Below are 22458 nucleotides of genomic sequence, written 5' to 3'. Positions count from 1 at the left end.
ACGCAAATCTGCAGGCAGGACATGGCCGGCGATCGCCATCGCGATTGGCGTGCTCCAAAGCGCTCTTGCGATCATTTCAGACAGCGCAGGCGCGGTGTTCGTCTCCAGCTCTCTGATCAACGGGGGACTTGCCGGATACTTTGCAATCAGGCTGAACCGTATCGCCAGGGTCCGGGCGTTTGATTTCCGGTTGATCATGATTTTGCCTTTCTGCGCAATTACAATCGCTTATGGTCTGCGGCTGATGCTTATCGTTTACGGCGTGGATAAGTCGCTGATCGTTGCCTTTTCGGTTATCATCGGGTTGCTGATTTCCGCGTCCTCGGTGTTCTGGCTTTTTTCAGCAATTTCAATCCGCGGGCAGCACCTGCTGTGGCAGGTGGAGCGGACATCCTCCACCGATGCCCTGACGGAGCTTGGCAACCGGATGTCATTTGAGCGGTTTATGGCAGAACTCACCGGGGACGAACGGCACAGCACATCACGTCAGAGCGCCTGTCTGAGCATCGACATGGACCGGTTTAAGGAGATTAACGACACCTATGGGCACGAGGCCGGCGATCTTGTGCTGATCAGCACAGCGAGGCGGCTTCAGCATTTCGCGGCCGGTTCTGAGGCGCGGATATTCCGGATTGGAGGCGATGAATTCGTCATATGGTGTGCCCTCGAAGATGCGGCACACTTCAGAGAAGACGTGCGTGGTCTGCTCACTGATCTGGCGCGACCCGTTGATTTCGGTGCTGTATCGCTGATTGTGGGCGTCAGCATCGGGGTCGAAATGACCAGTGATAACACCCCGCCGCGTGAGATTGTAAGGCGCTCGGATATTGCGCTTTATCGTTCAAAGAAAAGCGGGCGCAACCGTGTTACCTTTTATACTGAGGCACTTGGCAACACCCATGATCAGCGGTTACGGGTCCTCGAAGAATTTCGAACCGCACTCAGAGACGGTGCCATTTCGGCGTACTTTCAGCCGCAGTTTTCTCTTTCCTCCAATACGCTGTCCGGCTGCGAGGTTCTTGCGCGCTGGCATCATCCTGAACACGGGCTTGTCTCGCCGGGCGATTTCATTCCTCTCGCCAAAGAGCTTGGGCTACTGGCGGAACTCGACCGAGGCATCCTGGATCAGGCCCTTCAGGCACTGAAACAGTGGGATCAGAACGGCCTGCACCTGCCGCGGATTTCCGTTAATGTTTCGATGTCCCGGCTGCGCCAGAAAGACCTGCTTGAGGAGCTTACCAACCGGATAGACCTGCCGCGTGGCCGGATATCTTTTGAAATGCTGGAGACTGTTTTCGCGGATGATGATGACGCGCTGAAATGGAATACTGACCGGCTCAGGGAGATGGGTATCGGGGTCGAGATAGACGATTTCGGCACCGGGCATGCCGCCATCAGCACAGTTGTCTCCCTGAACCCCGACAGGATCAAAATCGACCGTTTTTTCGTTCGCGGGATCGGGCATTCTCAGAGCAGCCGGGACATCCTCAAAGTTCTCATTGATTTTACGAAGCTCACCGGTGCGGTCTGCCTGGTGGAGGGGGTCGAAACCATTGAGCAGCGCGACATCATCAGCGCGCTGGGGGGTGACGAAATCCAGGGATTTGTCCTGGCCCACCCGATGCCGCGAGATGAGATGCAGATGTGGCTTGAACAGCATTGCACTGGCCCGATGACCGAAAGGGCCTGCTGAGACTGGCAAGCGCTGCACGTGCCGGACGGTGTTTAGAAAGAAATTCAGGTGAAACCGGTTGAGCAGCTCATGCCGATGGCCAGTGTGCCGCTCAGAGAATGCGGCCCGACCTCTTTCTGCCCGTTTTTCCGGGAAATGCTGACACTTTCGGATCAATTCAGCCCCTGTTGATCCGCCGGACACCTGAAGCAGGTCGTACCTCCCGGGTTCTGGTCGCTGAGACCAGCACCAAACGGGGGGGGTCACATCTGCGCAGATTGCCGGTCCGGCTCAAGGCTTGCAAAAAACGTGTGACGTTCCCGCCCGGTGCGTTTTGAGTGATAGAGTGCCTCATCCGCGTCTTTAAGCACCTGATCGGCCGTCGGTCTGATGTAGTCAGTACTCTGCACAGAGCCGATGCTTGCAGAAATCCGGCAGATTGCTCCCTCAAAAGGAATGGGCGTCGTCATCCGGCTAATGATGCGATGCGCGATCTGTGCGGTCGTGTCGCGGTCAAGATCGCCGTGCAACAGAATGATAAATTCATCACCGCCCACCCGGGCCACGGTATCTGCGGCGCGGGTTTCGTCCATCATGATGCGAGCCACCTCGAGCAGCACGTGATCGCCTGCTGCATGCCCGAAGGTGTCATTTACGGCCTTAAAGAAATCCAGATCGATCTGCATGAGCGCAAAACTCCGGCCCGCGCTGATGTATTGAGCCAGCACCGCATCCATCGCCCGCCGGTTATTCAGACCGGTCAGCGGGTCGGTCACGGCCTGTTCCTCTGCTGCCTCCCGCGCAGACTGCAGACGCTGATTCAGCTGATGAGAGGCCTCCATTGCTGCCGATTTCGCCTCGACCAGATAGAGCATCTCGATGGTCAGGTCGGTGGCAGCAAAATCCGCGGCGGTCAGGTCGTAGTCCTGGATGGCATCGACAACGGAAATCCCGAACGACAGGTTTACCGTCACATGCTGTGGCAAAGGTCCCGCCACCGCGACGCCTTTGAGTTCCCGGTGAGGCGGTACACGCAACCTGATGTGCAGCTTGGCACCCGAGAGGGCCACCAGTTCGACTCCGTCAGCAACCGGTCGCGGGCGGCGGATATCAAATACTTCGATGAATTTCCGCCCTCTGAGATCACCCTCCTGCCAGAATTTGCAGGCCGTTGGCCCCGCATGCGCAATCCGCCCGTCCGGACCCACCACCACATGCATCGGACAGAGCACGTCCAGCATTCCGAAACAGGCCTCCTGCTCACTCATCCTGCACGCGCACCGAGATCAAACCCGCGTCCCTCGGCAAATTCTGTTTCGAGCAGAGTAACGGCAACAACCTCTGCGCCGTCTTCGGTGCCTTTATGCTCAAGAAAGGCCAGTGCGCCGTAATCATCCGCCATGGCGCGCAGGACACCCATGAACAGATGACCGCATCCCGGCAACTGCCCGCGCACCAGAAGCGTATAGCTGCCAGCCGCGTGTTCGCGCAGCGCAATGTCCGGCAGCTCCAGATCGGAGACGGCAAGCCGCGCACGGTCGGGCAGATCATCCAGTGAATGCAGGAATTCGATGAAGCTGACACCACTGAACCGCAAAAGACGGCGCAGCGCCTCAACGCCCGGGTGCGACACCAGATATGTACCGATATCCTCTAGCAGCTCGTCATAACCGCGGTCGAGCACATCGCAGACGGCCTCCAGCACACGCGGAGTGATCGCGTCGTCATAAGACCACATTGCCTCAAACTCCGAGAACCCGAGACCCGCACGGTCGGTCGCAGCCCGCCATTGCGCCGCGCCGTAACTGTCGGTGACAAATCTCTGGATCGCCCGGTTTACCAACCCGTGCATGAACGCCTCATTCCCAATATCCCACAGGCAGGGTGACGCACACCGGTTAAGATTTACCCAGGAGAAACCCGATCAGCCATTGAAATAATTACACTTTTCAGAAATCTGTCGGGGCGCCACCTTCCGACTTCCGACGGGCGACAAAATCTGCAAGTTCATCCCGGATGGCCACGTCCATCGAAGGCGGCTCGAAAGAGGCAGTGATCTCTTTGAACATCAGATGCGCGCGTTCGGGTGTCCAGACAGCGCCTGCGGCCTCCCAGCCCTCATAGTTTTTCCAGTCACTGAGGAAGGGCTGATAAAAGGCCGTGGTATAGCGGTCCTGGGTATGCTGAATGCCAAAGAAATGCCCTGCGTTGCCAACCGATTTAATGGCGTCGAGAGCGATCTCATCAGGACCGGTGGCGCAGATTTCCGGCTCCATATAGCGCTGGATCTGCTGCAGGACTTCGCAGTCCATGATGAACTTCTCAGGGCTTGCAATCAACCCGCCCTCAAGCCAGCCGGCGGCGTGATACACCATATTCGTACCGGACTGCACGGCAGCCCAGAGACTGTTTGATGTCTCCCACATCGCCTGTCCATCGGGCACGTTGGCCGCGCAGACGCCCGAAGAGCGCATCGGCAGACCGTAAAAACGCACAAGCTGCCCGGTCATCTGCGTGGCACGCATGTATTCCGGCGTGCCGAAAGCCGGCGCACCCGATTTCATATCCACGTTCGACGTGAACGTGCCGATCGCAACCGGACAGCCCGGACGGATGATCTGCGCCAGCACCACCGCACAAAGCGCCTCGGCCAGCGACTGTGCCACAGCGCCTGCCATCGTCACCGGCGCCATGGCCCCCGCAAGCGTGAAGGGGGTGACCACGAGCCCCTGACCGCGCCGCGCCATGCGCATCCAGCCATCCATCATCGGATAGTCGTGTTTGAGCGGCGACGTCGAGTTGATATTGGTATACATCCGCGGGCTGGCATCAAATTCCTCGTGGGACAGTCCCTGGCTGATGCGGACCATCTCCATGACGTCCTCCACCCGCTCTTTGCCGAGTGAATAGGCGTGCATGACCTTGTCGGTCAGGGTGAGCTTGTCAAAAAGCACATCAAGGTGGCGCACAGAGGCGTGGATATCGACCGGTTCGACCGGATAGCCGCCAGCGAAATGAATGCAGTTAAAATATTGCGTCAGCTTCAGAAGATCACGGCACATCTCGCGGGTGCCGGGCACCTTGGTGCCGAAGTGCATATCCCAGTAATTGGGCGGCGAGGAGACATTGCCGAACACCAGATTGCGCCCGCCGATGGTGATTTTGCGGTCCGGGTTGCGCGGGGTAAGTGTAAACTCCGACGGCGCTTTACTGATCCATTCCATCACCATTTCGCGGCCCATGCGCACGTTGGTTCCGTTGACGGTGCAGTCTTCTTTGCGCAGGATCTCAACAGCTTCCTCATTGAGAAACTCAATGCCGATCTCTTCCAGAATGCGCATGGCCCCGTCATGGATCGCCTCGACGCCTTCCGGCGAGAGCGGCTCGGTCGGGGCATCGGTGTTGACCGGTGGCTTCCAGGGCATCTGCTGGATCACGGCGGACCCGCGGCGCGTGGCGGCACCGGAACGGCCGCCGCCGCGGGTTCTGCGTCTGGTGGGTGCGTCGGCCATGGGACTATCCTTCGTTGGGCGAAAAGCCCCCTGAGAAGGCCAGAGGCGCACCATAAGGGCCGTCCCGTTCGCGACCCTGTGCGTCGTTTTTGAGCACAGGAGCGCCGTTTCAGCCCTGCGTCGCGAGCCAGGCCGGCAGGCCGCCGATATTGTCCATAATGACATCCGCATGAGGGGCGAGCACTTCCGCCGGGGCAAGCCCTGTCAGAACCCCGACACAGCGCATGCCAGCAGCCCTGCCCGCGTGCAGATCATGAGTGCTGTCACCGACCATGACAATCTGATCCGGTGCCAGCCCGGTCGCCCCGGCAAAGGCGTGAAGCTGACCGGGCTCCGGTTTTGCGCCATGCCCGCTGTCAAAGCCTGCAATGAAATCGAAAAACCCCGTCACCCCGGCCTGATCAAGATGTGCGCGTGCAGGGCGTTCGGCGTCATTTGTTGCCACGCCCAGCATCAGACCGGCGGCACGCAACTGTTCCAGCAACGGCACGAGCGGCACGGCTTCGGCCTGGGGCGCGGCTTCGGCCTCTGCGTTGATAACCTCCACAAGAGATCCCGCCGAATACTGCGGCAGGTGACGGGCCAGAACCGCCGCGACCTCTCCGGGCGTACCGGCAACCACCACACTGCCGGGGCTGAATTCTCCCGTTATAACGTCGAACCCGATCGCCGTCCCGAGCCGGATCCGGTGTTCACGCTCCGGTGCAAGCCGCGTCAGGAAAGAGACCGCCCATGCCTCCCAGGTCCGCGCAAAATCGAAAAGCGTGCCGTCTTTGTCAAAGAGCACACCGCGTACCGGGGTCATGTCCAGTGCACCTCATCGCCGCCCGGCAGCGCCCGGCGCGCCGCCGGCAGCATCTCATACCGCAACCCGGCCGAGTCGCAGGCCGCCACCACCCAGGCATCGTCCATCAGCACGAAGTCCAGGACCGACCCCAGAAACGCGGGATCTGCCGCACCAGCTCTGATATCGCTTTCGGAAACGCCTGTAGACCCCTGAAAAACCGGTAGCAATTCGTCATTGCCTGCCAGCCAGCCCAGCACCTGCAGTGCAACCACTTCGGCGTTTTCCCGCGTAAGGGACATAAAGCTCTCACATTTTAACGTTTCCGGAAACTCTTTGTTAACCAATTGAACGGCAATGTCGATTACCGGATGATGCAAGGAAAAGGATGATCACACGTGCAGGGCAAAATCCTCATCGTTGATGCCATTTCCACAAATCGCATTGTGCTGAAGGTCAAGCTGGCATCCGCGTTTTACGAAGTTGTCCAGGCCGCGACCGCTGATGAGGCCTGCGTCGCAGCCCTGCGGCATGACCCGGATCTGATCATCTCTGCGATGGCCCTGCCCGACTGCGATTCCGCCGAGCTTTGCCAAAAGCTGCAGCGTAACCCCCAGACCCGGGCGATCCCGATGATGGTTATCGGCTGCCGGCCTAATGCAGACAGCCGGCTCAAAGCGCTCGAAGCCGGCGTGCATGACGTGATGCTCAAACCCATCGATGACACGCTGCTTCTGGCGCGCGTGCGCAGCCTGATCAGGGCGCATAACACAGCAGCGGAATGGAAAATGCGCGAAGACACTTCGCGGGCGCTCGGCTTCGCCGAAGACCCCGCTGATTTTGGCCCGCCGGGGCGGGTGATCATGGTCGGCGCGGACAGCGCCCGCATCCAGGGCTGGATGAGCAAGCTGACGCCGGTGCTGCGCAGCGGCCTGCGCTATGCCGCTCCTGAGACGGCTCTGCGCGATCTGATGCCGGGCAAGGTGCCGGATATCTTTGTGCTCGTGCTGGAAGACAAAGAAAATCATTCCGGCGAGGTACTGCGCCTGCTTGCTGCCATCCGGGCCACGGCGATCACACGGCATGCCGGCATCCTCGTGCTGCAGCCCAGCCCGGATCCCGGGCTTGGCGCATATGCACTCGATCTGGGCGCCGACGATCTGATGACAGACGGGTTCGAGGTCACTGAAATGGCGCTGCGTGTCAAAGCGATGTTGCGCCGCAAACGGCTTGCCGACCAGTTGCGCGCAACCGTGCGCACCGGGCTCAAGGCCGCTGTTTCCGACCCGCTCACCGGGTTGCACAACCGGCGTTACGCCATGCCCCATCTGGCCCGCGTGGCCGAACATTCAGCAGCCACCGGGCGCAGCTTTGCGGTGATGGTGGCGGATCTCGACCACTTCAAGCGTATCAACGACCTTTACGGCCATGCCTCGGGCGACGCGGTACTCGTGGAGGCCGCACGGCGTCTGCGCGAGAACCTGCGCGGTGTCGATCTTGTCGCGCGGATCGGGGGTGAGGAGTTTCTGATCGTCATGCCGGCCACGCCGCTGACCGAAGCCCGGGTCGCCGCGCGCAGGATCTGCCGCCGGATAGGCGGCATCGGGTTTACCATCCCGGGCGCGCCTGACCCGATCACAGTGACAATCTCAATCGGGGTGACCATCGGCGGGCTGCAGGGGAAAAACGCCTGTGAACGCGACCGCGATGCCAATTTTCTTCTCGATGCGGCGGATAAGGCGCTCTACGAAGCCAAAGTGCAGGGCCGCAATCAGGTCACAATGAGCCGGCCCGCCGCCTGATCAGATATTTCAAGAGATTACGCGGCGGTTCTGATGCATCACTTGCGCTTTTTCCGGCGGCTCAGCGCCTCTTCCACACCCCGGGCATACGCCGCGCGCTCGGCATCGCTCATGTCAGCTACCAGCTCAAGCCAGGCTGCCCGGGCGCTTTGCTGAAAAGCAACGCCGATCCCTGCCTGACGGTCCACCGCAGCCTGCAGAGCCTGCGCATCGAAGGGATCAGCCCGCATGGCCCGCACAACATCGTCATACATCGCGCGCCGCGATCCGCGCTCGGGGAAGGTTGCTTTGCGTTCGTCGCGCAGGGCGCGGAACATTGCGCGGCGGTCCTCACGCTCAAGTGCCGCCATATAGGGCCATGCATAGGCCTGCGGCCCGCCCCGTCCCGCCATCGGGTCGTGCCGCAAAAAGGCCCCTGCAAGCAGCCCGACAAAGGCCAGATTGAGCGCCACCGACAGCCCCAGAAGGAGTTTCATCCTGCGTCCGGGCACACGGGGTCTCTGCTCTGCATCATTTTGCATGATCTATTCCTCTTCCACAGCCCAGCCAAACCCGGCCAGATCAACAGGGCCGTCCCAGGTCGTTACAGTTCCGGTTTCAAAAAGCGCGCCACCCGGATCAGGCAGTGCCGCGGGCGGACTGATCCCGATCCAGAAGCCCGCGCAGGTCGCCGCGACCAGAGCGCCTGCCCCGGGCCAGCCACCCGGCATAATGGCCTGCAAACGCGCAAAAAACCCCTCACGCTGTGGCTTTGCGACCACTTTTCCACGGCCTGTCTGCACGTCTCGCGCATCCGCGAGAACACGCGCCGTCAGCCCGTCAGGAAGTCTCACGTCCTCGACTGCGGCCTCGTGCAGCAGCGCATCCAGCGCCTTCATCACATCATCATCCGGTGTCGTCATCACTGTACCCCAGTTCCGGACGCCGCCCGGCCAGCAAGGCCGTCAGGGTCCCTTTTCCGCGCGCGGTCAGGCTTTCCACCGCCCGTGCGCTGATATCCATCACAGCACTGATCTCAGGGTTGCTGAGCCCTTCGATATGGCGCAGCACCACCGCCTGTCTCTGCCTGTCGGGCAGCAGGTCAAGTGCTGCCTGCAACGCCTCGCCGCGCGCCCGCGTCTGCATCTGCGCCAGCACTCCCGGCGCCGGGTCTGCAGGTTCGGCGATTTCATCCAGAGCGGTACCGCGGCGCCTGCGCAGCCGGTCGGTACACAGGTTCGCCGTCACCCGGTAAAGCCAGGTCGTCACCTTTGCCTCGCCCTGCCGCCAGTCAGGCGCCATGCGCCAGAGCCGCAACATCGCCTCCTGCGCCACGTCTTCGGCCTCGGCCGCATCCCCCAGAAGACGCTTTGCATGGCCGTAGACCCGCGGCAGCAACCGCGCCGTCAGGGTCCGGGACGCCTGGTCATCTCCCTGCGCAAATATGAGCAGAAGTGCGTCATCTGAAAGTGAGGCGAAATCGTCGCGCGGCATAACCATCCCGGACAGGGTTACGAGGCTGCGACGCCGCAATCAAGCGGCGCCGCATCAGACCGGATCAGCCGGCGTCGCGACCATGACGGCGGCGCATCTTTTCGCGGGCATCGTCAAACTCGGCTTTTGTGATGACCCCGTCACCATCGGCATCGGCACGGTCAAACATCCGTCCCGCACCTTTGCCGGCGCGCATCTCTTCGGCGGTGAGCCTGCCGTCTTTATCTGCGTCCAGACGCTCCATCATGCGCGCGGCCCGCTCTTTTGCCCGCGCCGCACCGCGCGCTTCGATCTCCGCGAGGCTGAGGGCGCCGTCCCCGTCCGTGTCGGCTGCGGCCATCCGGCCCGCAGCCACCGCTTCGGCCTCGGCGCGGGTAATCCGGCCGTCGCCGTCGGCGTCCAGCGTCTCGAATGCGGCACCCTGAGTGCGGTGGTCCTTTGCCATTGCCACGCCTGCAGCAAGCGATACGCTTGCCCCGACAATCAGTGCGATAAATGCTTTGTGTTTCATCTGGTCTCTCCTTTGAGATCTCTGCCAGCCCCCTCTTCGGGAGGCGATACATGTTCCACGCAGAGCGACACCATTTCCGTCGCACTTTTTTTGCGCAGTCTTCGCGACATCCCGCCGCAGCGACCGCTCGTCATCTTTTATCCTGGCGCGTAAAGGCGCATTGATGAGTTTCCAGGACAGGAAAAGACCATGGAAAAGATCAGCCAGGACGGCGATACCCTTACACGCGCGCCGCGAACCAGCGCCCCTGCAGAGGCAAAGCGTGACACGCGCCGCTCGATGGTGCGTGGCTGGAAGCGCCGGTGCCCGCACTGCGGAAACGGACCTCTGCTGAAATCCTATCTGAAGGTGAATGACAGTTGCCCGGTCTGCCGCGAAGAGCTTCATCACCATCGCGCCGATGATGGCCCCGCCTATCTGACCATTCTTTTTGTCGGCCATATGATGGCCCCGCTGCTGCATCTCGCGTTTGTCACCTGGCGGCCCGATCCGCTGGTGCTTTTTTCGTTCTTTGCGGTTGGCTGTGTGGCCCTCTCTCTGTACCTTCTTCCGAGACTCAAAGGTGCCATGGTGGGCTACCAGTGGGCCCGCGGCATGGGAGGTTTTGGCAATATCGCCTGACCCGCCCTGATGCCTGCTTCGCGAAGGGGACCGGGCATGAGCTTGCCGAGCGCAGAAGATAAAACCCGCATCCGGAATGCCGCCACAGTCATCGTGCTGCGCGACAGGCTGAGCAACCCGCGCATTCTGATGGGACAGCGCGGAGCAAAAGCGGTATTTATGCCCAACAAGTTCGTTTTTCCCGGTGGCGCTGTGGATACCGGCGACGCTCAGGTGCCGCTGGCAGCCCCCCTGCCCGAGGTTTGTGCTGACCGGCTGTCCGAAGATGCCGCCCCGGGCTTGGCCGGAGCGCTGGCCGCCGCTGCTGTCCGCGAACTCTGGGAGGAAACCGGCCTGGTGCTGGGTCATCCCTGCTCCTGGCCCGGAGATGTGCCGCCCGACTGGCAGAGCTTTGCGGCCACCGGTCATGTGCCGGATGCTTCCGCGCTGCAGTTCGTGTTCCGGGCTCTCACACCTCCCGGGCGGCCACGGCGCTTTGATGCACGGTTTTTTCTGGTGGATGCAGAGGCGCTGCGCTCGGATCCGGATGATTTTTCGGCAGCCTCCGATGAACTCAGCCATCTGCAATGGGTGCCGCTTGAACGGGCGCGCTCGTTTGATATGCCTTTCATCACCGAGGTGGTTCTGGCCGAAATACAAGGGCGGGTCGGCGACACAAACCCGCCGGCTTCGGTGCCGTTTTTCAAAAACAATGATGAAGAAAGCCTGTTTCTGCGCCTGCGCGGGCACCGGATGACCGAGTAGACAGGCTCAGATCACAAGAACGAGACTGATGATCGACCCGCAGATCACCGCCATGCCCGTCAGTTCGCGCACTGTGCTGCGCTCGCCGAAAAAGAGCCGTGAGGCCAGCAGGCTGAGCACAAGTTCGACCTGGCCCACAGCTTTGACGTAGGCGGCGGTCTGCAGGGTGAAGGCGAGAAACCAGCAGAACGATCCGGCCATCGAGGTCACACCGATCCAGCCCGCCACGCGGCGCGCGCGCCAGACAGCGGCAATCTGCGGCGCGTCGCGCAACCAGAGCCAGAGCGCCATACCGGTCATCTGCGCGCCCGTCACCGCAGCAAGCGTCAACCCTGCGCGCAACAGCGGATCAGAGGTCTGCAATTCAAGAGAGGCGCCGCGATAGCACACGGCCGACACTGCGAAGAGCACGCCCGACCCCAGCCCCAGCGCAATGCCGCGATTAAACATACTCGAGCGCGGCCCGCCTGCAATCTGCGGCGGTGTCGAAAGCAGCAGCACACCGACAAGCCCCAGCGCAATAGCACCGAAGGCTGCAAGGCTTACCCCCTCTCCCAGCAGCACAAGACCGATGATCACCGACAGGATCACTTCGGTTTTCATCAGCGTCACACCCACGGCGAAGTTTCGCGATTTAAAGAGCGTAACGACAAAGATGGTGGCCGTGACCTGAGCCAGCGCACCGGTCAGCGCCCATCCCCAGAACAACAGACCCGTGGCGGGCAACGCCTGACCGGTGCCCGCCATATAGAACGCCACAAGCACCGCAATCACCGGCGCGGAATAGAAAAACCGCGCAAACGTGGCACCCGTGGGGCTCAGAACGGCTGTCGAGAGCACCTTTTGCAGCATAAACCGCAGGGTCTGGAACGCCGCCGCAGCCAGCGAGGCAAGCACCCAGAGATCTGTGGATATACCGCTCATGGGGTTCTCATGACGCAGAATGCAGACGCGTGCCAGCCCTGATCAGAGCTTTGGATCGGGGTTTTCGGTATGCCCGTCCACCGCAATGACCTGCCCCGAGACACTACGCGCCGCGTCCGAGCCCAGAAAAACCGCCATATCCCCGATTTCCTCTGCGGTAACAAACCGGCGCATCGAGGTGCCGCCAGCGTATCCGGCATAGACCTCATCGCGCGTCATGCCCTTGATTGCCGCCTCGCGGGCCAGCACGCCTTCCATCCGGTCACCCTCCACGGACCCGGGACAGATCGCGTTGACGCGGATTCCAAAGGGACCAAGCTCCATTGCGAGCGTTTTCATCAATCCGATCACCGCCCATTTGGCCGCCGCGTATGGCGCGCGGTTGGGATAACCGTAAATGCCGGCAGTCGACGAGGTGAAAATGATCGCGCCGCGTCCTGCCGCTTTCATCTCGGGCACCGCTTTTGATGCGGCCAGGAAAGCGCCCTCGAGGTTCACAGACACGCAGCGGCGCCAGTCGCTGAGCGCGATATCCTCCACCAGCGCCGTCGGACCGGCAATGCCGGCGTTGGCACAGAGCACATCGGGCGTGCCCGTAGCGCCAATCACGTCCGCCATCTGCACCTCATCGGTGACATCTGCCTGGTGCCGGCCCCAGTGCGCCGGACAGTTCCCGAGGGCTGCGGCATCGATATCGGTGACATGCACCTCATATCCCGCGCGCTCAAAAGCCTGCGCCATGGCAAGGCCGATGCCCGATGCCCCTGCCGTGATCAGCGCGCGTTTCACCGTGGCGCACCGATGGCGCGACCGGCCCCTTCGGGCCGTGGCAATCCGGCCTGAGCGTCGGCAAAACGGCGCAGGGCGGCGTCCACCGCCGGACCTGCATCGACAGGTTTGCGGGTCTCAAGGCTCACATGCAGCAGAAAGTGCTCGCCCGTGGCCACCAGTTCTTCACCCAGATACATTTCGTGCCAGAGGTGCATTTTTTTGCCGCCACCCTGCAGCACGCGGGTGCGAACGCAGATCACATCGCCGGCGTTGACCTCTCCGAGATGCCGGATGTGGGTCTCGGCGGTGAAATAGCTGCCTCCCGCCGCGATATATTCCGCGTCGCAGCCGATTATCTCCATAAAGCGGTCCGTTGACTGCGCAAAAGCATCAAGATAGCGGCTTTCGGTCATATGCCCGTTGTAATCCGTCCAGTCGAGGGGCACTGCGCGATGCAGGGTCACCACCGGCAGAGCCGGCTCGGCGATATCCGCCGCGCGGGCGTTGAGGATGGTGCCGGCACGGATCGTTTTTTCATGCGCGTTCAGCAGCGCGCCCGCCGCCTGGTCCTGCGCTTTAAGTGCACGCAGCATGGCCACCAGATTGTTATCCCGGATGCGTTCGAGTGCGCGAATGCTATGTGCGCCGGACTGCGCATCCGACTGATCAGAAATGAGATTTACCAGCTCGTCGTTAAATTCAGGCACATCCATCAGCTTTGTCCAGGGCCATTTGAGTGCCGGACCGAACTGCGCCATGAAATGCTTCATACCGGCCTCTCCCCCGGCCACGCGGTAGGTCTCAAAAAGACCCATCTGCGCCCAGCGGATCCCAAACCCGTAGCGGATCGCGTCGTCTATCTCGGCCGTCGTGGCGATGCCGTCTTTGACCAGCCAGAGCGCCTCGCGCCAGACCGCCTCTAAAAACCGGTCGGCCACATGGGCATCGATCTCTTTTTTCAGATGCAGCGGGTACATGCCCAGAGATTCGATCACCTCGCGGGCCTCATCGATCTGCGCGGGCGTGGCCTGCGGGGCAGGCACCAGTTCCACAAGCGGCAGAAGGTACACCGGATTAAAGGGATGGCAGACCATGATCGCGCCGGGATGCGCCGCACCCTCCACCAGTTGTGAGGGCCTGAAACCGGAGGTCGACGAGCCGATGATTGTCCTGCCGCCGGTAACGGCCTCGACCCGCGCATAGACCGCGTGTTTGATGTTGAGCCTTTCGGGCACGCTTTCCTGCACCCAGCCCGCCCCCTCGACAGCTTCTTCGAGCGACGCCGCGAAACTCAGCTGCCCTTCAGGAGGCAGCAAAGCATCGCTCAGACCGGGCAATGACCGGCGTGCATTTTCCAATACCTGTGTGATTTTGCGCTCTGCCTCCGGGTCCGGGTCCGACACCCGCACATCCCAGCCATTCAGCAGGAAACGCGCGGCCCAACCGCCACCGATCACGCCACCGCCGATCACCGCCGCTGTTTTCTTCATTTGTAGGTCCTTTTCAAACGGCTAACGTCCCAGCCGTAAAATTCAAAGATCTCACGCACGGCCACGCCCTTGTCCGGCGTAATCGTCGCACTTCGGTTGAGAACCGCGCCAAAGCTGCCCGAGGGGGTGCCAAGGGCCGCGGTCTGAAATTCCTCATCGACCCACATCACCACCAGCGTTTCCGCACCCGGGGTACGCGGGATCAGCACGCCAGGGCTGCCGAGATCGTAAAACCCGACAATTTCGGGCACGCTGTTGCTGGCCAGCGATACCCCGACAACCTCAGGCGCCACAGTGACCGTCAGCGGCCCCGCGCGCACCGGATAAAAGCTTGCGACAATCTGCCAGGCCCCTTCAAACCGCAGCGGGTCAAACCGCGTGGTCGCCCCCATCGGCACCGATGTATCACGCACACCGGTCGGGGCCGGCGTGCAGGCGGTCAGAATGATGAGGGCCAGACAGGCCGGGAAGTGCCGCAGACCTCTGCGTATCATGCGGCCGGAGCCCGCTTGGTCAGCCCCAGTTTCCCGCGCACCTCTGCGGCCCCGATCACCCGCGCGCCCATATTCTCGATGATGCTGCCCGCGCGTTCCACGAGTTGCCAGTTTTCGGCCAGCACACCTTTTTCCAGCCAGAGATTATCCTCCAGCCCGACGCGCACATTGCCGCCCGCGAGCACTGCGGCCGCGACATAGGCCATCTGATGCCGCCCCAGCCCGAAGGCTGAGAACACCCAGTCGTCTGGCACATTATTGACCATCGCCATAAAAGTATTGAGATCATCCGGCGCGCCCCAGGGCACCCCCATGCACAGCTGAACCAATGCGGGGCTTTCCAGCACGCCATCAGCAACCAGTTGTTTTGCATACCACAAATGCCCGGTGTCAAAGGCCTCGATCTCGGGCTTCACACCAAGTTTTGTCATCATAGTGCCCATCGCCGTGAGCATGCCCGGCGTGTTCGTCATAACGTAATCGGATTCGGCAAAATTCATCGTGCCACAATCAAGCGTACAGATTTCAGGCAGACAGGCCGCAATATGGGCCACCCGCTCCGAGGCACCGATCATATCCGTGCCGGCTTCCTGCAGGGGCAGCGGGCTTTCGGTATCGCCGAAAACCATATCGCCCCCCATGCCCGCCGTCAGGTTGAGCACAATATCAATATCCGCGTCGCGGATACGGTCAGTGACCTCGCGGTACAAGCCCAGATCCCGGCTCGGTGCACCGCTGTCGGGGTCCCGCACGTGGCAGTGAACAACGGCGGCGCCGGCCTCTGCGGCGGCAATCGCGCTGTCGGCTATCTGCTGCGGCGAGCGCGGTACGTGCGGGCTGCGACCCTGGGTGCCGCCCGACCCTGTGACCGCACAGGTGATAAAAACGTCCTTGTTCATCGTGAGCGGCATGGTTCTCTCCCTTGTATCCGGGGCAATGATGTCGCAGAAACCGGAGAGGAACTTTGCACAAAGCGAAATCATTTTGCCGCGACACGAAATAATAACGCAGACGGCGGTGCTCGTTCTCGACGGGTCCAATACGCTGTCGCTGGCAGCAGCCGTGGACCCGATGCGCGCGGCGAACCGGCAGGCCGGGCGCACGCTCTTTGACTGGGATTTCGTGACCCCGGGTGCGGCAGATGTGATGCTGACCAGCGGTCTGCGCGTGCCGGCCAACCCGTTGCACCGCACGGCGGCTGTCGATCTTCTGCTGGTGGTCGCGGGGTTCGATCTGGAGGCACAGGCGACGCCCGCACTCTGTGCGGGCATCAGGCGACTGACGGCACGTGCCGAAACAGTGGCGGGCATTGACGGGGGTCCCTGGATAATGGCCCGGGCAGGCATTCTCAGGCAGCACCGCGCCACAACACACTGGGAGGATCTGGAAACCTTTGCACAGACCTTTCCGGAGACCGTAACCGTTAATGCACGGTTTGTTGAAAGCGGTGACCGGCTGACCAGCGGCGGCGCCGCACCGGCGATTGACATGATGCTGCGTCTGATCGGGCGCCGTCACGGCACGGCTCTTGCGGAAAAGATTGCCGGCAGTTTTATCTATGACATCGGGTCTTTGCCACCAGGACCGCAGCACCGCCGGGGCGGTCTGCGCGATATGAGCGGGATCACCGCCCGGGCGCAGACTCTGATGGAGGCACATCTGGAAGATCCGCTGACGCTGCAGGAGATCGCACGCCGTCTCGGCCTCAGTCTGCGGGCGCTGCAGATGCACTTCCGCAAAGGTCCGGGGGTCAGCCCGCGGGCACATTATCTGGCGCTGCGTCTCGCGGAAGCGGAACGGCTGGTCTGCCGGACACGTCGGCCGCTGCATGATGTGGCGCTGGCGACCGGGTTTAACTCACAATCATCCTTTGCACGCGCCTATACCGCCCGCTTCGGGCTGAGCGCGCGAAGGCACCGGGCGCGCAGCGGACTGGCTCAGTAAGGCATCGGATGGGCCCGGTGTGCCGCATCGATCTCGGTGATCACCTCATCGCTCAGCTCAAGATCTGCCGCACCAAGGCAGACTTCGAGCTGCTCCATTGTCGTTGAGCCGAAGATAACCGAGGTCATAAACGGACGGGTGTTGCACCAGGCCAGCGCCATCTGTGTGGGATCAAGACCGTGTTTCTGCGCGATGGCCAGGTAGGCATCAACCGCGGCAAAAGCCCGTTCGGTTTTGCGCCCGCCCAGATCACTGTTAAGCGTCATCCGCGAGCCGTCAGGCAGTGCGCCGTTCTGGTATTTTCCGGTGAGCAGGCCGGCGGCAAGCGGCGAAAATGACAAAAGACCGACGTCTTCCTGCACGCTCATCTCGGCCATGTCAGTGTCGTAAAGCCGGCAGAGCAGAGAATATTCGTTCTGGACCGAGGCCACGCGCGGGCCGCCTTTGCGGGTTGCGGTATCAAGCCAGCGGGTCGTACCCCAGGCGCTTTCATTGCTCAGCCCGAAGGATCGGATCGTGCCGCGTTTCACTTCCTTTTCAAGCGCCTCCAGTGCCTCTTCCATATGTCCCGCAGTGTCGAGCAACAGCTGCGGCGACGGATCATAGGTCCAGTTTTTGCGGAACATATAGCTGCCACGATTAGGCCAGTGGAACTGATAGAGATCGATGTAATCGGTTTTGAGCCGTCGCAGCGATCCCTCGATTGCCTCAGGAATCGTGGCCGCACTGATGGGGGCGCCGTCCCGCGCATGAGACATGCCTTCACCCGAATGTTTGGTGGCCAGGACTACGTCCTCGCGGCGCGCGTCCCGTTCGATCCACAGGCCGATAATACGTTCGGTCCGGCCAATGGTCTCGGCGCTGATCGGATTGACGGGATACATCTCGGCAGTATCGATGAAGTTTATGCCCGCCTCGAGTGACCGGTCGATCTGATCATGCGCTTCTTCGGCGGTGTTCTGAGTGCCCCATGTCATGGACCCCAGACAGAGTTCAGAGACTTCGATACCCGTGCGTCCGAGCGACTTCATCTTCATGGCGGCATTCCTTTGTGGTGTCCGGGCGGACTGTAGCCGTTCAGCCGCTCCGGGCAAGCAGCTTTCCGCAGGCCTGGGCTGACAGAAAATATGTTGAGAACAAATCAGGAACATCATAGAGTGGGCATATGTCCGGACCGCATCCTCTTCTGACCCGCAGCCCTGCCCGGCCGACGCCTGGCATCGCCATGCTGCCCGGCGCGCCGGAACTGGAACTGGCCTGTGCGCGCGTTCATGAGGCCTGTGGCATTGCACGCCGGACCCTTGCGATGTGGATCGCGGCGCAAACGAGCGGGCCGGTGCTCTGGGTGGCCCCGTCCTACAGCCGTGATGCGCTCAACGGTGAGGGGGTCCGCGACTGGATCGATCCCGCGCGACTGATTTTCGTAGCCCCCCGCCGCACCGAAGATCTGCTCTGGACGATGGAGGAAATTCTGCGCGCGGGCGCTGTGGCGCTGGCGGTGGGCGATCTGCCCGGCCTGCCCGGGCTCACGCAGGTGCGGCGGATGCATCTTGCGGCGGAAACCGGTGCAAAAGAGGGTGCATATGCGCCGCTGGGCCTCCTGCTGACGCCTGGCACAGGCGGTGCAGCAGGGGTGGAGACCCGCTGGCAGCTTGCGCCTGCGCACAGCGCCGGTCAGGAAAACTGGCGGCTGGAAAGATTGCGGGCGCGCACGGCACCGCAACGCGGATGGGACATCGGGCGCGTGGCCACCATGCCGTTTCCACAGATCAAAACGGCGTGACAGCGCTGATAAACCTTTACCGCGCCTTACATACTAAGAATGCGCAGTAAAAAGGCAGCTGCATGACACTGACACCGACACGACGCGCGCTGATCGCAGGCGGGCTTGCCCTGTGCGCCTGCCCTGCCGCGGCTGCCCCGCGTGCCTATGACCTGTTGCCTGACCGGTCGCGCATTCTTTTCCGGTTTGACGTGGGCGGCACCGCTCAGACCGGCGAAGTGCCCGTTTCACAGGCCGATATCCGCGTCGACACCGACGACCTCGCGGCCTCCTCGGCAAGCGTCACAGCAGACATCAGCAGAGCGCGCACAGGTTTTGCGCCGGTCACCCAGGCCCTGCTCAGCCCTTCGGTACTCGATGCGGCTTCCTATCCTCTGACGCAGTTTGTCTCTACCCGGATCCGCCTTGGGGCGCGGGGGCGCATCTCGGAAGGCGCCACAATCACCGGCGATCTCACCCTGCGCGGCGTCACCTGGCCCCTCACACTCGATGCGGTTCTCAGCCGTCCGGCCGGCAGCGCGCCGGATGATCTGTCTTTTCTCTATGTCGATCTGACCGGCAGCCTGAACCGCCGCGATTTCGGCGCCACCGGCTATCCCGATCTGGTTGCAGACATTGTGGCCCTCGATATTCACGCGGAAATTCGCGCCCGGGGTTGAAAACGACGCGATTTGTCGAATAACCACAAGGCGCGCGCCGGACATCGCCTATGGCTGTTGAGACTATGCGCCTGCTGATTTCCTTTGCCGCTCTTTTTCTCTCGGTCATCCTGCTGCAGCTTTCTTCGGGCGGCGTTGGCCCGCTCGACGCACTTTCAGGCATAGCACTCGACTTTACCCGCCAGGAAATCGGTATCCTCGGCTCTGCGCATTTTCTGGGCTTTTTTATCGGATGCTGGTGGGCGCCGCGGCTGATGGGCACTGTCGGGCATTCGCGCGCCTTTGCCGCCTTCACCGCCGCCGGTTCCATCGGGCTGATGAGCCACATGATGGTGGTCGATCCCTGGGCCTGGGCGCTGATGCGGGTCGGGTCGGGTCTGTGCGTGGCGGGATGCTATACGGTGATCGAAGCCTGGCTGCAGGCCAAGGTGACCAATGAGACCCGCGGACGCACCATGGGCGTTTACCGCGTCGTTGATATGACCGGTTCTCTGGCAGCTCAGATGATCATCAGCGTGCTGGCACCCGCTTCTTATGTCTCTTACAACCTGCTTGCCATCCTGTGCTGCGCGGCTTTGCTGCCGCTGACCCTGACCACGGTCAAGCAACCTGCAACACCGGCCTCGCCGCGCCTGCGACCCGCACTGGCACATCAGCGCTCGCCCCTCGCGGCGGCAGCGGTTCTGGTGGCTGCCCTGTCCAGCGCGTCGTTCCGGATGGTCGGCCCGCTTTACGGCCAGGAAGTCGGGCTTAGCACGGACCAGATCGCATGGTTTTTGTCTGCATTTGTTCTGGGCGGAGCCATCGCACAATACCCGGTGGGCTGGCTCGCCGATAAATTCGACCGGCGTGTAGTGCTGATCTGGTTGTCGGTTGCAGCCATCGCAAGCTCAGCAATCACTGTTTTATCCAGCGGATCCGGCACAACAGGCATCCTTCTGACCGCAGGTCTTTTTGGTCTCACGACTTTTCCGATTTACTCGGTTGCTGCAGCACATGCACATGACTTTGCCAGCGACGACGAGCGTGTCGAACTTTCCGCGGCACTGATGTTTTACTTCGCACTTGGTGCCATTGCAGCGCCTTATATGGCGTCGCTGCTGATCGACAATTTCGGGCCCAAAGCACTCTTCGTGATGATCGCGGCGGGGCATTTTCTGCTGGTTATCTTTGGTCTGACACGTATGCGCGCGCGCCCCGCGCCGGCAGACAAAACGCGTTATGCCTATGCGCCGCGCACCTCCTTTATCATCGGACGGCTGAACCGGCGCAGACGTGTGAGCGATGAAACCAAAGGCAAAGACGGCTCAGGCTGAATTCTGCGTAGCCCTCAGGCAAAAGCTGCGATAGAGAACAGCGGAAACTGTGACGACGGGACTTCCTTATGGCGCGCCATCTGATTACCTCCGCGATCCCCTACATCAACGGGATCAAACACCTCGGAAATCTGGTCGGCAGCCAGTTGCCTGCCGATCTATTTGCCCGGTATCAGCGTGCACGCGGCAACGAGGTTCTGTTTTTATGTGCAACCGACGAACACGGCACACCTGCAGAGCTTGCCGCGGCAAAGGCGGGCAAGCCCGTTGCCGAGTACTGCGCCGATATGCATGCGATTCAGGCCAGGATCGCAGAGGGCTTCCGGCTGTCCTTTGATCACTTCGGCCGGTCCTCAAGCCCGCAGAACCATGCCCTGACGCAGCATTTTGCAGGCCGCCTCGCTGATGCAGGCCTCATTCGTGAAGTTAGTGAAAAACAGGTTTATTCTATTGCGGACGGACGCTTTCTGCCGGATCGCTATATTGAAGGCACGTGCCCAAACTGTGGTTATGACCGTGCGCGCGGCGACCAGTGTGAGAACTGTACCAAACAGCTCGACCCCACTGACCTGATTGATCCGCGCTCGGCCGTATCGGGCTCCACAGATCTGGAAGTCCGCGAAACCAAACACCTCTATTTGCGGCAGTCAGCGCTCAAAGAGGATCTCGAAGCCTGGATCGACACCAAAACCGACTGGCCGGTGCTGACGACGTCTATCGCCAAAAAGTGGCTGCACGACGGGGATGGTTTGCAGGATCGCGGGATTACCCGGGACCTGGACTGGGGCATTCCGGTCCGCAGGGGCAACGAGGACTGGCCGGGCATGGAAGGAAAGGTTTTTTACGTCTGGTTTGATGCACCGATCGAATACATCGCCTGCGCCGGAGAATGGGCTGAGGCCGGTGGACTTGACGCCTCGGCATGGGAACGCTGGTGGCGCACTGACAAGGGGGCCGGTGATGTGCGCTATACCCAGTTCATGGGGAAGGACAATGTTCCCTTTCACACGCTGAGCTTTCCGGCGACGATCCTGGGCTCGGGTGAGCCCTGGAAGATGGTCGATCATCTGAAATCGTTCAATTATCTGAATTACGACGGCGGTCAGTTTTCGACGTCTCAGGGGCGCGGTGTCTTTATGGATCAGGCGCTGGACATCCTGCCGCCTGACTACTGGCGCTGGTGGTTGCTCAGCCACGCGCCGGAGAACAGCGACGCGGAATTCACCTGGGAAAACTTCCAGGTGTCGGTCAATAAGGATCTGGCGGACGTTCTGGGCAATTTTGTGAGCCGGATTACGAAGTTCTGCAGGTCAAAATTCTCGGAATCTGTTCCGGCCGGCGGTGCCTGGGGAGAAACGGAGAATGCTCTCGTCGCCGACATCTCCGCTCGCATTCAACGCTATGAATCCTGCCTTGAGAATATGGAGGTCCGAAAATCGGCACAGGAACTGCGTGGTATCTGGGCGAGCGGCAACGAATATCTTCAGACTGTTGCGCCCTGGAGCACATTCAGATCTGATCCTGAAACCGCCGCGATGCAAACGCGTCTGGGTCTCAATCTGGCGCGTCTTTTTGGTGTTCTTTCATCTCCCTTTATCCCTGATGCATCGGCGACGATCGTATCGGCCATGCGCGCCCACAGTCCGGCCTGGCCGGGCGATCTCACAGACTTTCTCACCGCGATGGAGCCGGGTCACAGTTTTGAAGTTCCGGAGGTTCTGTTTGCCAAGATTACTGATGAGCAACGCGAGGAATGGCAGCAACGGTTCGGAGGAACGACTGCGTCGTAAGCTGAGCACGTAAGGGTGCAACTCCCCCTTGCACATCCTTCGGAAGATGGCTCACCGGCGCCGCATCCGGCCTCAGAACTCTTCCCAACCGTCGTCAACCTCCTCTGTTGTTTCAAGATCCAGCGCTGTATTCCCGGCGACCACCGGCGCGGCGGCCGCAGGCCGCGG

At 61.4% G+C, this 22458-nt stretch carries 24 protein-coding genes; 9 read left to right on the top strand and 15 right to left on the bottom strand.

Going from position 1 to position 22458, the window contains the following annotated elements; genetic code table 11:
* Positions 1–1693: bifunctional diguanylate cyclase/phosphodiesterase (locus tag Q0M35_RS08930; protein ID WP_295314302.1), on the top strand; the 1693-nt coding region annotated here is incomplete at its 5' end.
* Between the two features lie 242 nt (positions 1694–1935).
* Here the strand turns inward: Q0M35_RS08930 and Q0M35_RS08925 are convergent.
* The 5 genes from Q0M35_RS08925 to Q0M35_RS08905 all read right to left on the bottom strand — a co-directional run bounded on the left by Q0M35_RS08925 (position 1936) and on the right by Q0M35_RS08905 (position 6270).
* The gene (locus Q0M35_RS08925) at positions 1936–2940 is read right to left on the bottom strand and encodes a diguanylate cyclase (RefSeq protein ID WP_295314300.1); all 1005 of its coding nucleotides are present in this window, start codon (positions 2938–2940) and stop codon (positions 1936–1938) included.
* Entirely contained in the window at positions 2937–3524 is a 588-nt protein-coding gene (locus Q0M35_RS08920; protein ID WP_295314298.1) for a heme NO-binding domain-containing protein, read from the bottom strand. Before Q0M35_RS08920 ends, Q0M35_RS08925 begins: the two co-directional genes overlap by 4 nt.
* A 97-nt stretch (positions 3525–3621) precedes the next feature.
* The gene (locus Q0M35_RS08915) at positions 3622–5184 is read right to left on the bottom strand and encodes a trimethylamine methyltransferase family protein (protein WP_295314297.1); all 1563 of its coding nucleotides are present in this window, start codon (positions 5182–5184) and stop codon (positions 3622–3624) included.
* A 109-nt stretch (positions 5185–5293) separates the two neighbouring features.
* Positions 5294–5989: an HAD family hydrolase gene (locus Q0M35_RS08910; RefSeq protein WP_295314296.1), complete on the bottom strand. Its 696-nt coding sequence runs from the start codon at positions 5987–5989 to the stop codon at positions 5294–5296.
* The gene (locus Q0M35_RS08905; protein ID WP_295314294.1) at positions 5986–6270 is read right to left on the bottom strand and encodes a DUF3572 domain-containing protein; all 285 of its coding nucleotides are present in this window, start codon (positions 6268–6270) and stop codon (positions 5986–5988) included. The genes Q0M35_RS08910 and Q0M35_RS08905 overlap by 4 nt, the downstream gene beginning before the upstream one ends.
* A 96-nt stretch (positions 6271–6366) precedes the next feature.
* Between Q0M35_RS08905 and Q0M35_RS08900 the strand changes: the two genes are divergently transcribed.
* The gene (locus Q0M35_RS08900; protein WP_295314292.1) at positions 6367–7770 is read left to right on the top strand and encodes a diguanylate cyclase; all 1404 of its coding nucleotides are present in this window, start codon (positions 6367–6369) and stop codon (positions 7768–7770) included.
* Between the two features lie 38 nt (positions 7771–7808).
* On the opposite strand, the gene Q0M35_RS08895 is transcribed toward Q0M35_RS08900, so the two are convergent.
* The 4 genes from Q0M35_RS08895 to Q0M35_RS08880 all read right to left on the bottom strand — a co-directional run bounded on the left by Q0M35_RS08895 (position 7809) and on the right by Q0M35_RS08880 (position 9754).
* Entirely contained in the window at positions 7809–8291 is a 483-nt protein-coding gene (locus Q0M35_RS08895) for a periplasmic heavy metal sensor (RefSeq protein WP_295314290.1), read from the bottom strand.
* Between the two features lie 3 nt (positions 8292–8294).
* A complete protein-coding gene (locus Q0M35_RS08890) occupies positions 8295–8672 on the bottom strand; it encodes a hypothetical protein (protein ID WP_295314288.1) in 378 nt (125 codons plus the stop codon).
* On the bottom strand, positions 8656–9243 hold the full coding sequence (locus Q0M35_RS08885) for an RNA polymerase sigma factor (RefSeq protein WP_295314286.1): 588 nt from the start codon (positions 9241–9243) through the stop codon (positions 8656–8658). Before Q0M35_RS08885 ends, Q0M35_RS08890 begins: the two co-directional genes overlap by 17 nt.
* 64 nt (positions 9244–9307) lie before the next feature.
* Positions 9308–9754, bottom strand: coding sequence for an EF-hand domain-containing protein (locus Q0M35_RS08880; RefSeq protein WP_295314284.1), 447 nt, complete (start codon positions 9752–9754; stop codon positions 9308–9310).
* Positions 9755–10033: 279 nt separating this feature from the next.
* On the opposite strand from Q0M35_RS08880, the gene Q0M35_RS08875 reads away from it, so the two are divergent.
* Both Q0M35_RS08875 and Q0M35_RS08870 read left to right on the top strand, forming a co-directional pair.
* A complete protein-coding gene (locus Q0M35_RS08875; RefSeq protein ID WP_295314306.1) occupies positions 10034–10375 on the top strand; it encodes a DUF983 domain-containing protein in 342 nt (113 codons plus the stop codon).
* A gap of 36 nt (positions 10376–10411) precedes the next feature.
* Positions 10412–11119, top strand: a complete 708-nt coding sequence (locus Q0M35_RS08870; protein ID WP_295314282.1) for an NUDIX hydrolase — start codon at positions 10412–10414, stop codon at positions 11117–11119.
* Between the two features lie 6 nt (positions 11120–11125).
* On the opposite strand, the gene Q0M35_RS08865 is transcribed toward Q0M35_RS08870, so the two are convergent.
* From Q0M35_RS08865 to Q0M35_RS08845, 5 genes are read right to left on the bottom strand one after another with little or no spacing between them, the layout of a single operon-like run.
* On the bottom strand, positions 11126–12043 hold the full coding sequence (locus tag Q0M35_RS08865) for a DMT family transporter (protein ID WP_295314280.1): 918 nt from the start codon (positions 12041–12043) through the stop codon (positions 11126–11128).
* 42 nt (positions 12044–12085) lie between these two features.
* Complete coding sequence (locus Q0M35_RS08860; protein WP_295314278.1) at positions 12086–12832, bottom strand: SDR family oxidoreductase; 747 nt, start codon at positions 12830–12832, stop codon at positions 12086–12088.
* Entirely contained in the window at positions 12829–14304 is a 1476-nt protein-coding gene (locus Q0M35_RS08855; protein ID WP_295314276.1) for a carnitine 3-dehydrogenase, read from the bottom strand. Before Q0M35_RS08855 ends, Q0M35_RS08860 begins: the two co-directional genes overlap by 4 nt.
* Positions 14301–14798, bottom strand: a complete 498-nt coding sequence (locus tag Q0M35_RS08850; RefSeq protein ID WP_295314274.1) for a hypothetical protein — start codon at positions 14796–14798, stop codon at positions 14301–14303. Before Q0M35_RS08850 ends, Q0M35_RS08855 begins: the two co-directional genes overlap by 4 nt.
* Positions 14795–15709 (bottom strand): 3-keto-5-aminohexanoate cleavage protein, encoded by a 915-nt coding sequence (locus Q0M35_RS08845; RefSeq protein ID WP_295314272.1) that lies wholly within the window; start codon positions 15707–15709, stop codon positions 14795–14797. The genes Q0M35_RS08850 and Q0M35_RS08845 overlap by 4 nt, the downstream gene beginning before the upstream one ends.
* Before the next feature lie 106 nt (positions 15710–15815).
* Here Q0M35_RS08845 and Q0M35_RS08840 point away from each other — a divergent pair, with 106 nt between their 5' ends.
* Positions 15816–16742: a helix-turn-helix domain-containing protein gene (locus Q0M35_RS08840; protein WP_295314270.1), complete on the top strand. Its 927-nt coding sequence runs from the start codon at positions 15816–15818 to the stop codon at positions 16740–16742.
* Here Q0M35_RS08840 and Q0M35_RS08835 read toward each other — a convergent pair.
* The gene (locus tag Q0M35_RS08835; protein WP_295314268.1) at positions 16736–17779 is read right to left on the bottom strand and encodes an aldo/keto reductase; all 1044 of its coding nucleotides are present in this window, start codon (positions 17777–17779) and stop codon (positions 16736–16738) included. The genes Q0M35_RS08840 and Q0M35_RS08835 overlap by 7 nt on opposite strands.
* 128 nt (positions 17780–17907) lie before the next feature.
* On the opposite strand from Q0M35_RS08835, the gene Q0M35_RS08830 reads away from it, so the two are divergent.
* From Q0M35_RS08830 to metG, 4 genes are all read left to right on the top strand, one after another.
* Positions 17908–18525 carry a hypothetical protein gene (locus Q0M35_RS08830; protein ID WP_295314266.1) on the top strand — a complete coding sequence of 206 codons (618 nt, stop codon included), beginning with the start codon at positions 17908–17910 and terminating at the stop codon, positions 18523–18525.
* Between the two features lie 62 nt (positions 18526–18587).
* Complete coding sequence (locus tag Q0M35_RS08825; RefSeq protein ID WP_295314264.1) at positions 18588–19184, top strand: YceI family protein; 597 nt, start codon at positions 18588–18590, stop codon at positions 19182–19184.
* Positions 19185–19249: 65 nt separating this feature from the next.
* The gene (locus tag Q0M35_RS08820; protein ID WP_295314304.1) at positions 19250–20500 is read left to right on the top strand and encodes an MFS transporter; all 1251 of its coding nucleotides are present in this window, start codon (positions 19250–19252) and stop codon (positions 20498–20500) included.
* Positions 20501–20568: 68 nt separating this feature from the next.
* Positions 20569–22290, top strand: coding sequence for a methionine--tRNA ligase (gene metG, locus Q0M35_RS08815; RefSeq protein WP_295314262.1), 1722 nt, complete (start codon positions 20569–20571; stop codon positions 22288–22290).
* Positions 22291–22458: the final 168 nt, after the last annotated feature.

The organism is Roseobacter sp., from assembly GCF_024639605.1.
Classification (GTDB): domain Bacteria; phylum Pseudomonadota; class Alphaproteobacteria; order Rhodobacterales; family Rhodobacteraceae; genus Roseobacter.
This window is presented reverse-complemented; position numbering and strand designations above follow the sequence as displayed.

Excerpts from the sequence above, each read along its gene's own strand:
- Q0M35_RS08925 (WP_295314300.1), bottom strand. The coding sequence starts at position 2,940 with ATGAGTGAGCAGGAGGCCTGTTTCGGAATGCTGGACGTGCTCTGTCCG.
- Q0M35_RS08920 (WP_295314298.1), bottom strand. The coding sequence starts at position 3,524 with ATGCACGGGTTGGTAAACCGGGCGATCCAGAGATTTGTCACCGACAGT.
- Q0M35_RS08915 (WP_295314297.1), bottom strand. The coding sequence starts at position 5,184 with ATGGCCGACGCACCCACCAGACGCAGAACCCGCGGCGGCGGCCGTTCC.
- Q0M35_RS08910 (WP_295314296.1), bottom strand. The coding sequence starts at position 5,989 with ATGACCCCGGTACGCGGTGTGCTCTTTGACAAAGACGGCACGCTTTTC.
- Q0M35_RS08905 (WP_295314294.1), bottom strand. The coding sequence starts at position 6,270 with ATGTCCCTTACGCGGGAAAACGCCGAAGTGGTTGCACTGCAGGTGCTG.
- Q0M35_RS08895 (WP_295314290.1), bottom strand. The coding sequence starts at position 8,291 with ATGCAAAATGATGCAGAGCAGAGACCCCGTGTGCCCGGACGCAGGATG.
- Q0M35_RS08890 (WP_295314288.1), bottom strand. The coding sequence starts at position 8,672 with ATGACGACACCGGATGATGATGTGATGAAGGCGCTGGATGCGCTGCTG.
- Q0M35_RS08885 (WP_295314286.1), bottom strand. The coding sequence starts at position 9,243 with ATGCCGCGCGACGATTTCGCCTCACTTTCAGATGACGCACTTCTGCTC.
- Q0M35_RS08880 (WP_295314284.1), bottom strand. The coding sequence starts at position 9,754 with ATGAAACACAAAGCATTTATCGCACTGATTGTCGGGGCAAGCGTATCG.
- Q0M35_RS08875 (WP_295314306.1), top strand. The coding sequence starts at position 10,034 with ATGGTGCGTGGCTGGAAGCGCCGGTGCCCGCACTGCGGAAACGGACCT.
- Q0M35_RS08870 (WP_295314282.1), top strand. The coding sequence starts at position 10,412 with ATGAGCTTGCCGAGCGCAGAAGATAAAACCCGCATCCGGAATGCCGCC.
- Q0M35_RS08865 (WP_295314280.1), bottom strand. The coding sequence starts at position 12,043 with ATGAGCGGTATATCCACAGATCTCTGGGTGCTTGCCTCGCTGGCTGCG.
- Q0M35_RS08855 (WP_295314276.1), bottom strand. The coding sequence starts at position 14,304 with ATGAAGAAAACAGCGGCGGTGATCGGCGGTGGCGTGATCGGTGGCGGT.
- Q0M35_RS08850 (WP_295314274.1), bottom strand. The coding sequence starts at position 14,798 with ATGATACGCAGAGGTCTGCGGCACTTCCCGGCCTGTCTGGCCCTCATC.
- Q0M35_RS08845 (WP_295314272.1), bottom strand. The coding sequence starts at position 15,709 with ATGCCGCTCACGATGAACAAGGACGTTTTTATCACCTGTGCGGTCACA.
- Q0M35_RS08835 (WP_295314268.1), bottom strand. The coding sequence starts at position 17,779 with ATGAAGATGAAGTCGCTCGGACGCACGGGTATCGAAGTCTCTGAACTC.
- Q0M35_RS08830 (WP_295314266.1), top strand. The coding sequence starts at position 17,908 with ATGTCCGGACCGCATCCTCTTCTGACCCGCAGCCCTGCCCGGCCGACG.
- Q0M35_RS08825 (WP_295314264.1), top strand. The coding sequence starts at position 18,588 with ATGACACTGACACCGACACGACGCGCGCTGATCGCAGGCGGGCTTGCC.
- Q0M35_RS08820 (WP_295314304.1), top strand. The coding sequence starts at position 19,250 with ATGCGCCTGCTGATTTCCTTTGCCGCTCTTTTTCTCTCGGTCATCCTG.
- metG (WP_295314262.1), top strand. The coding sequence starts at position 20,569 with ATGGCGCGCCATCTGATTACCTCCGCGATCCCCTACATCAACGGGATC.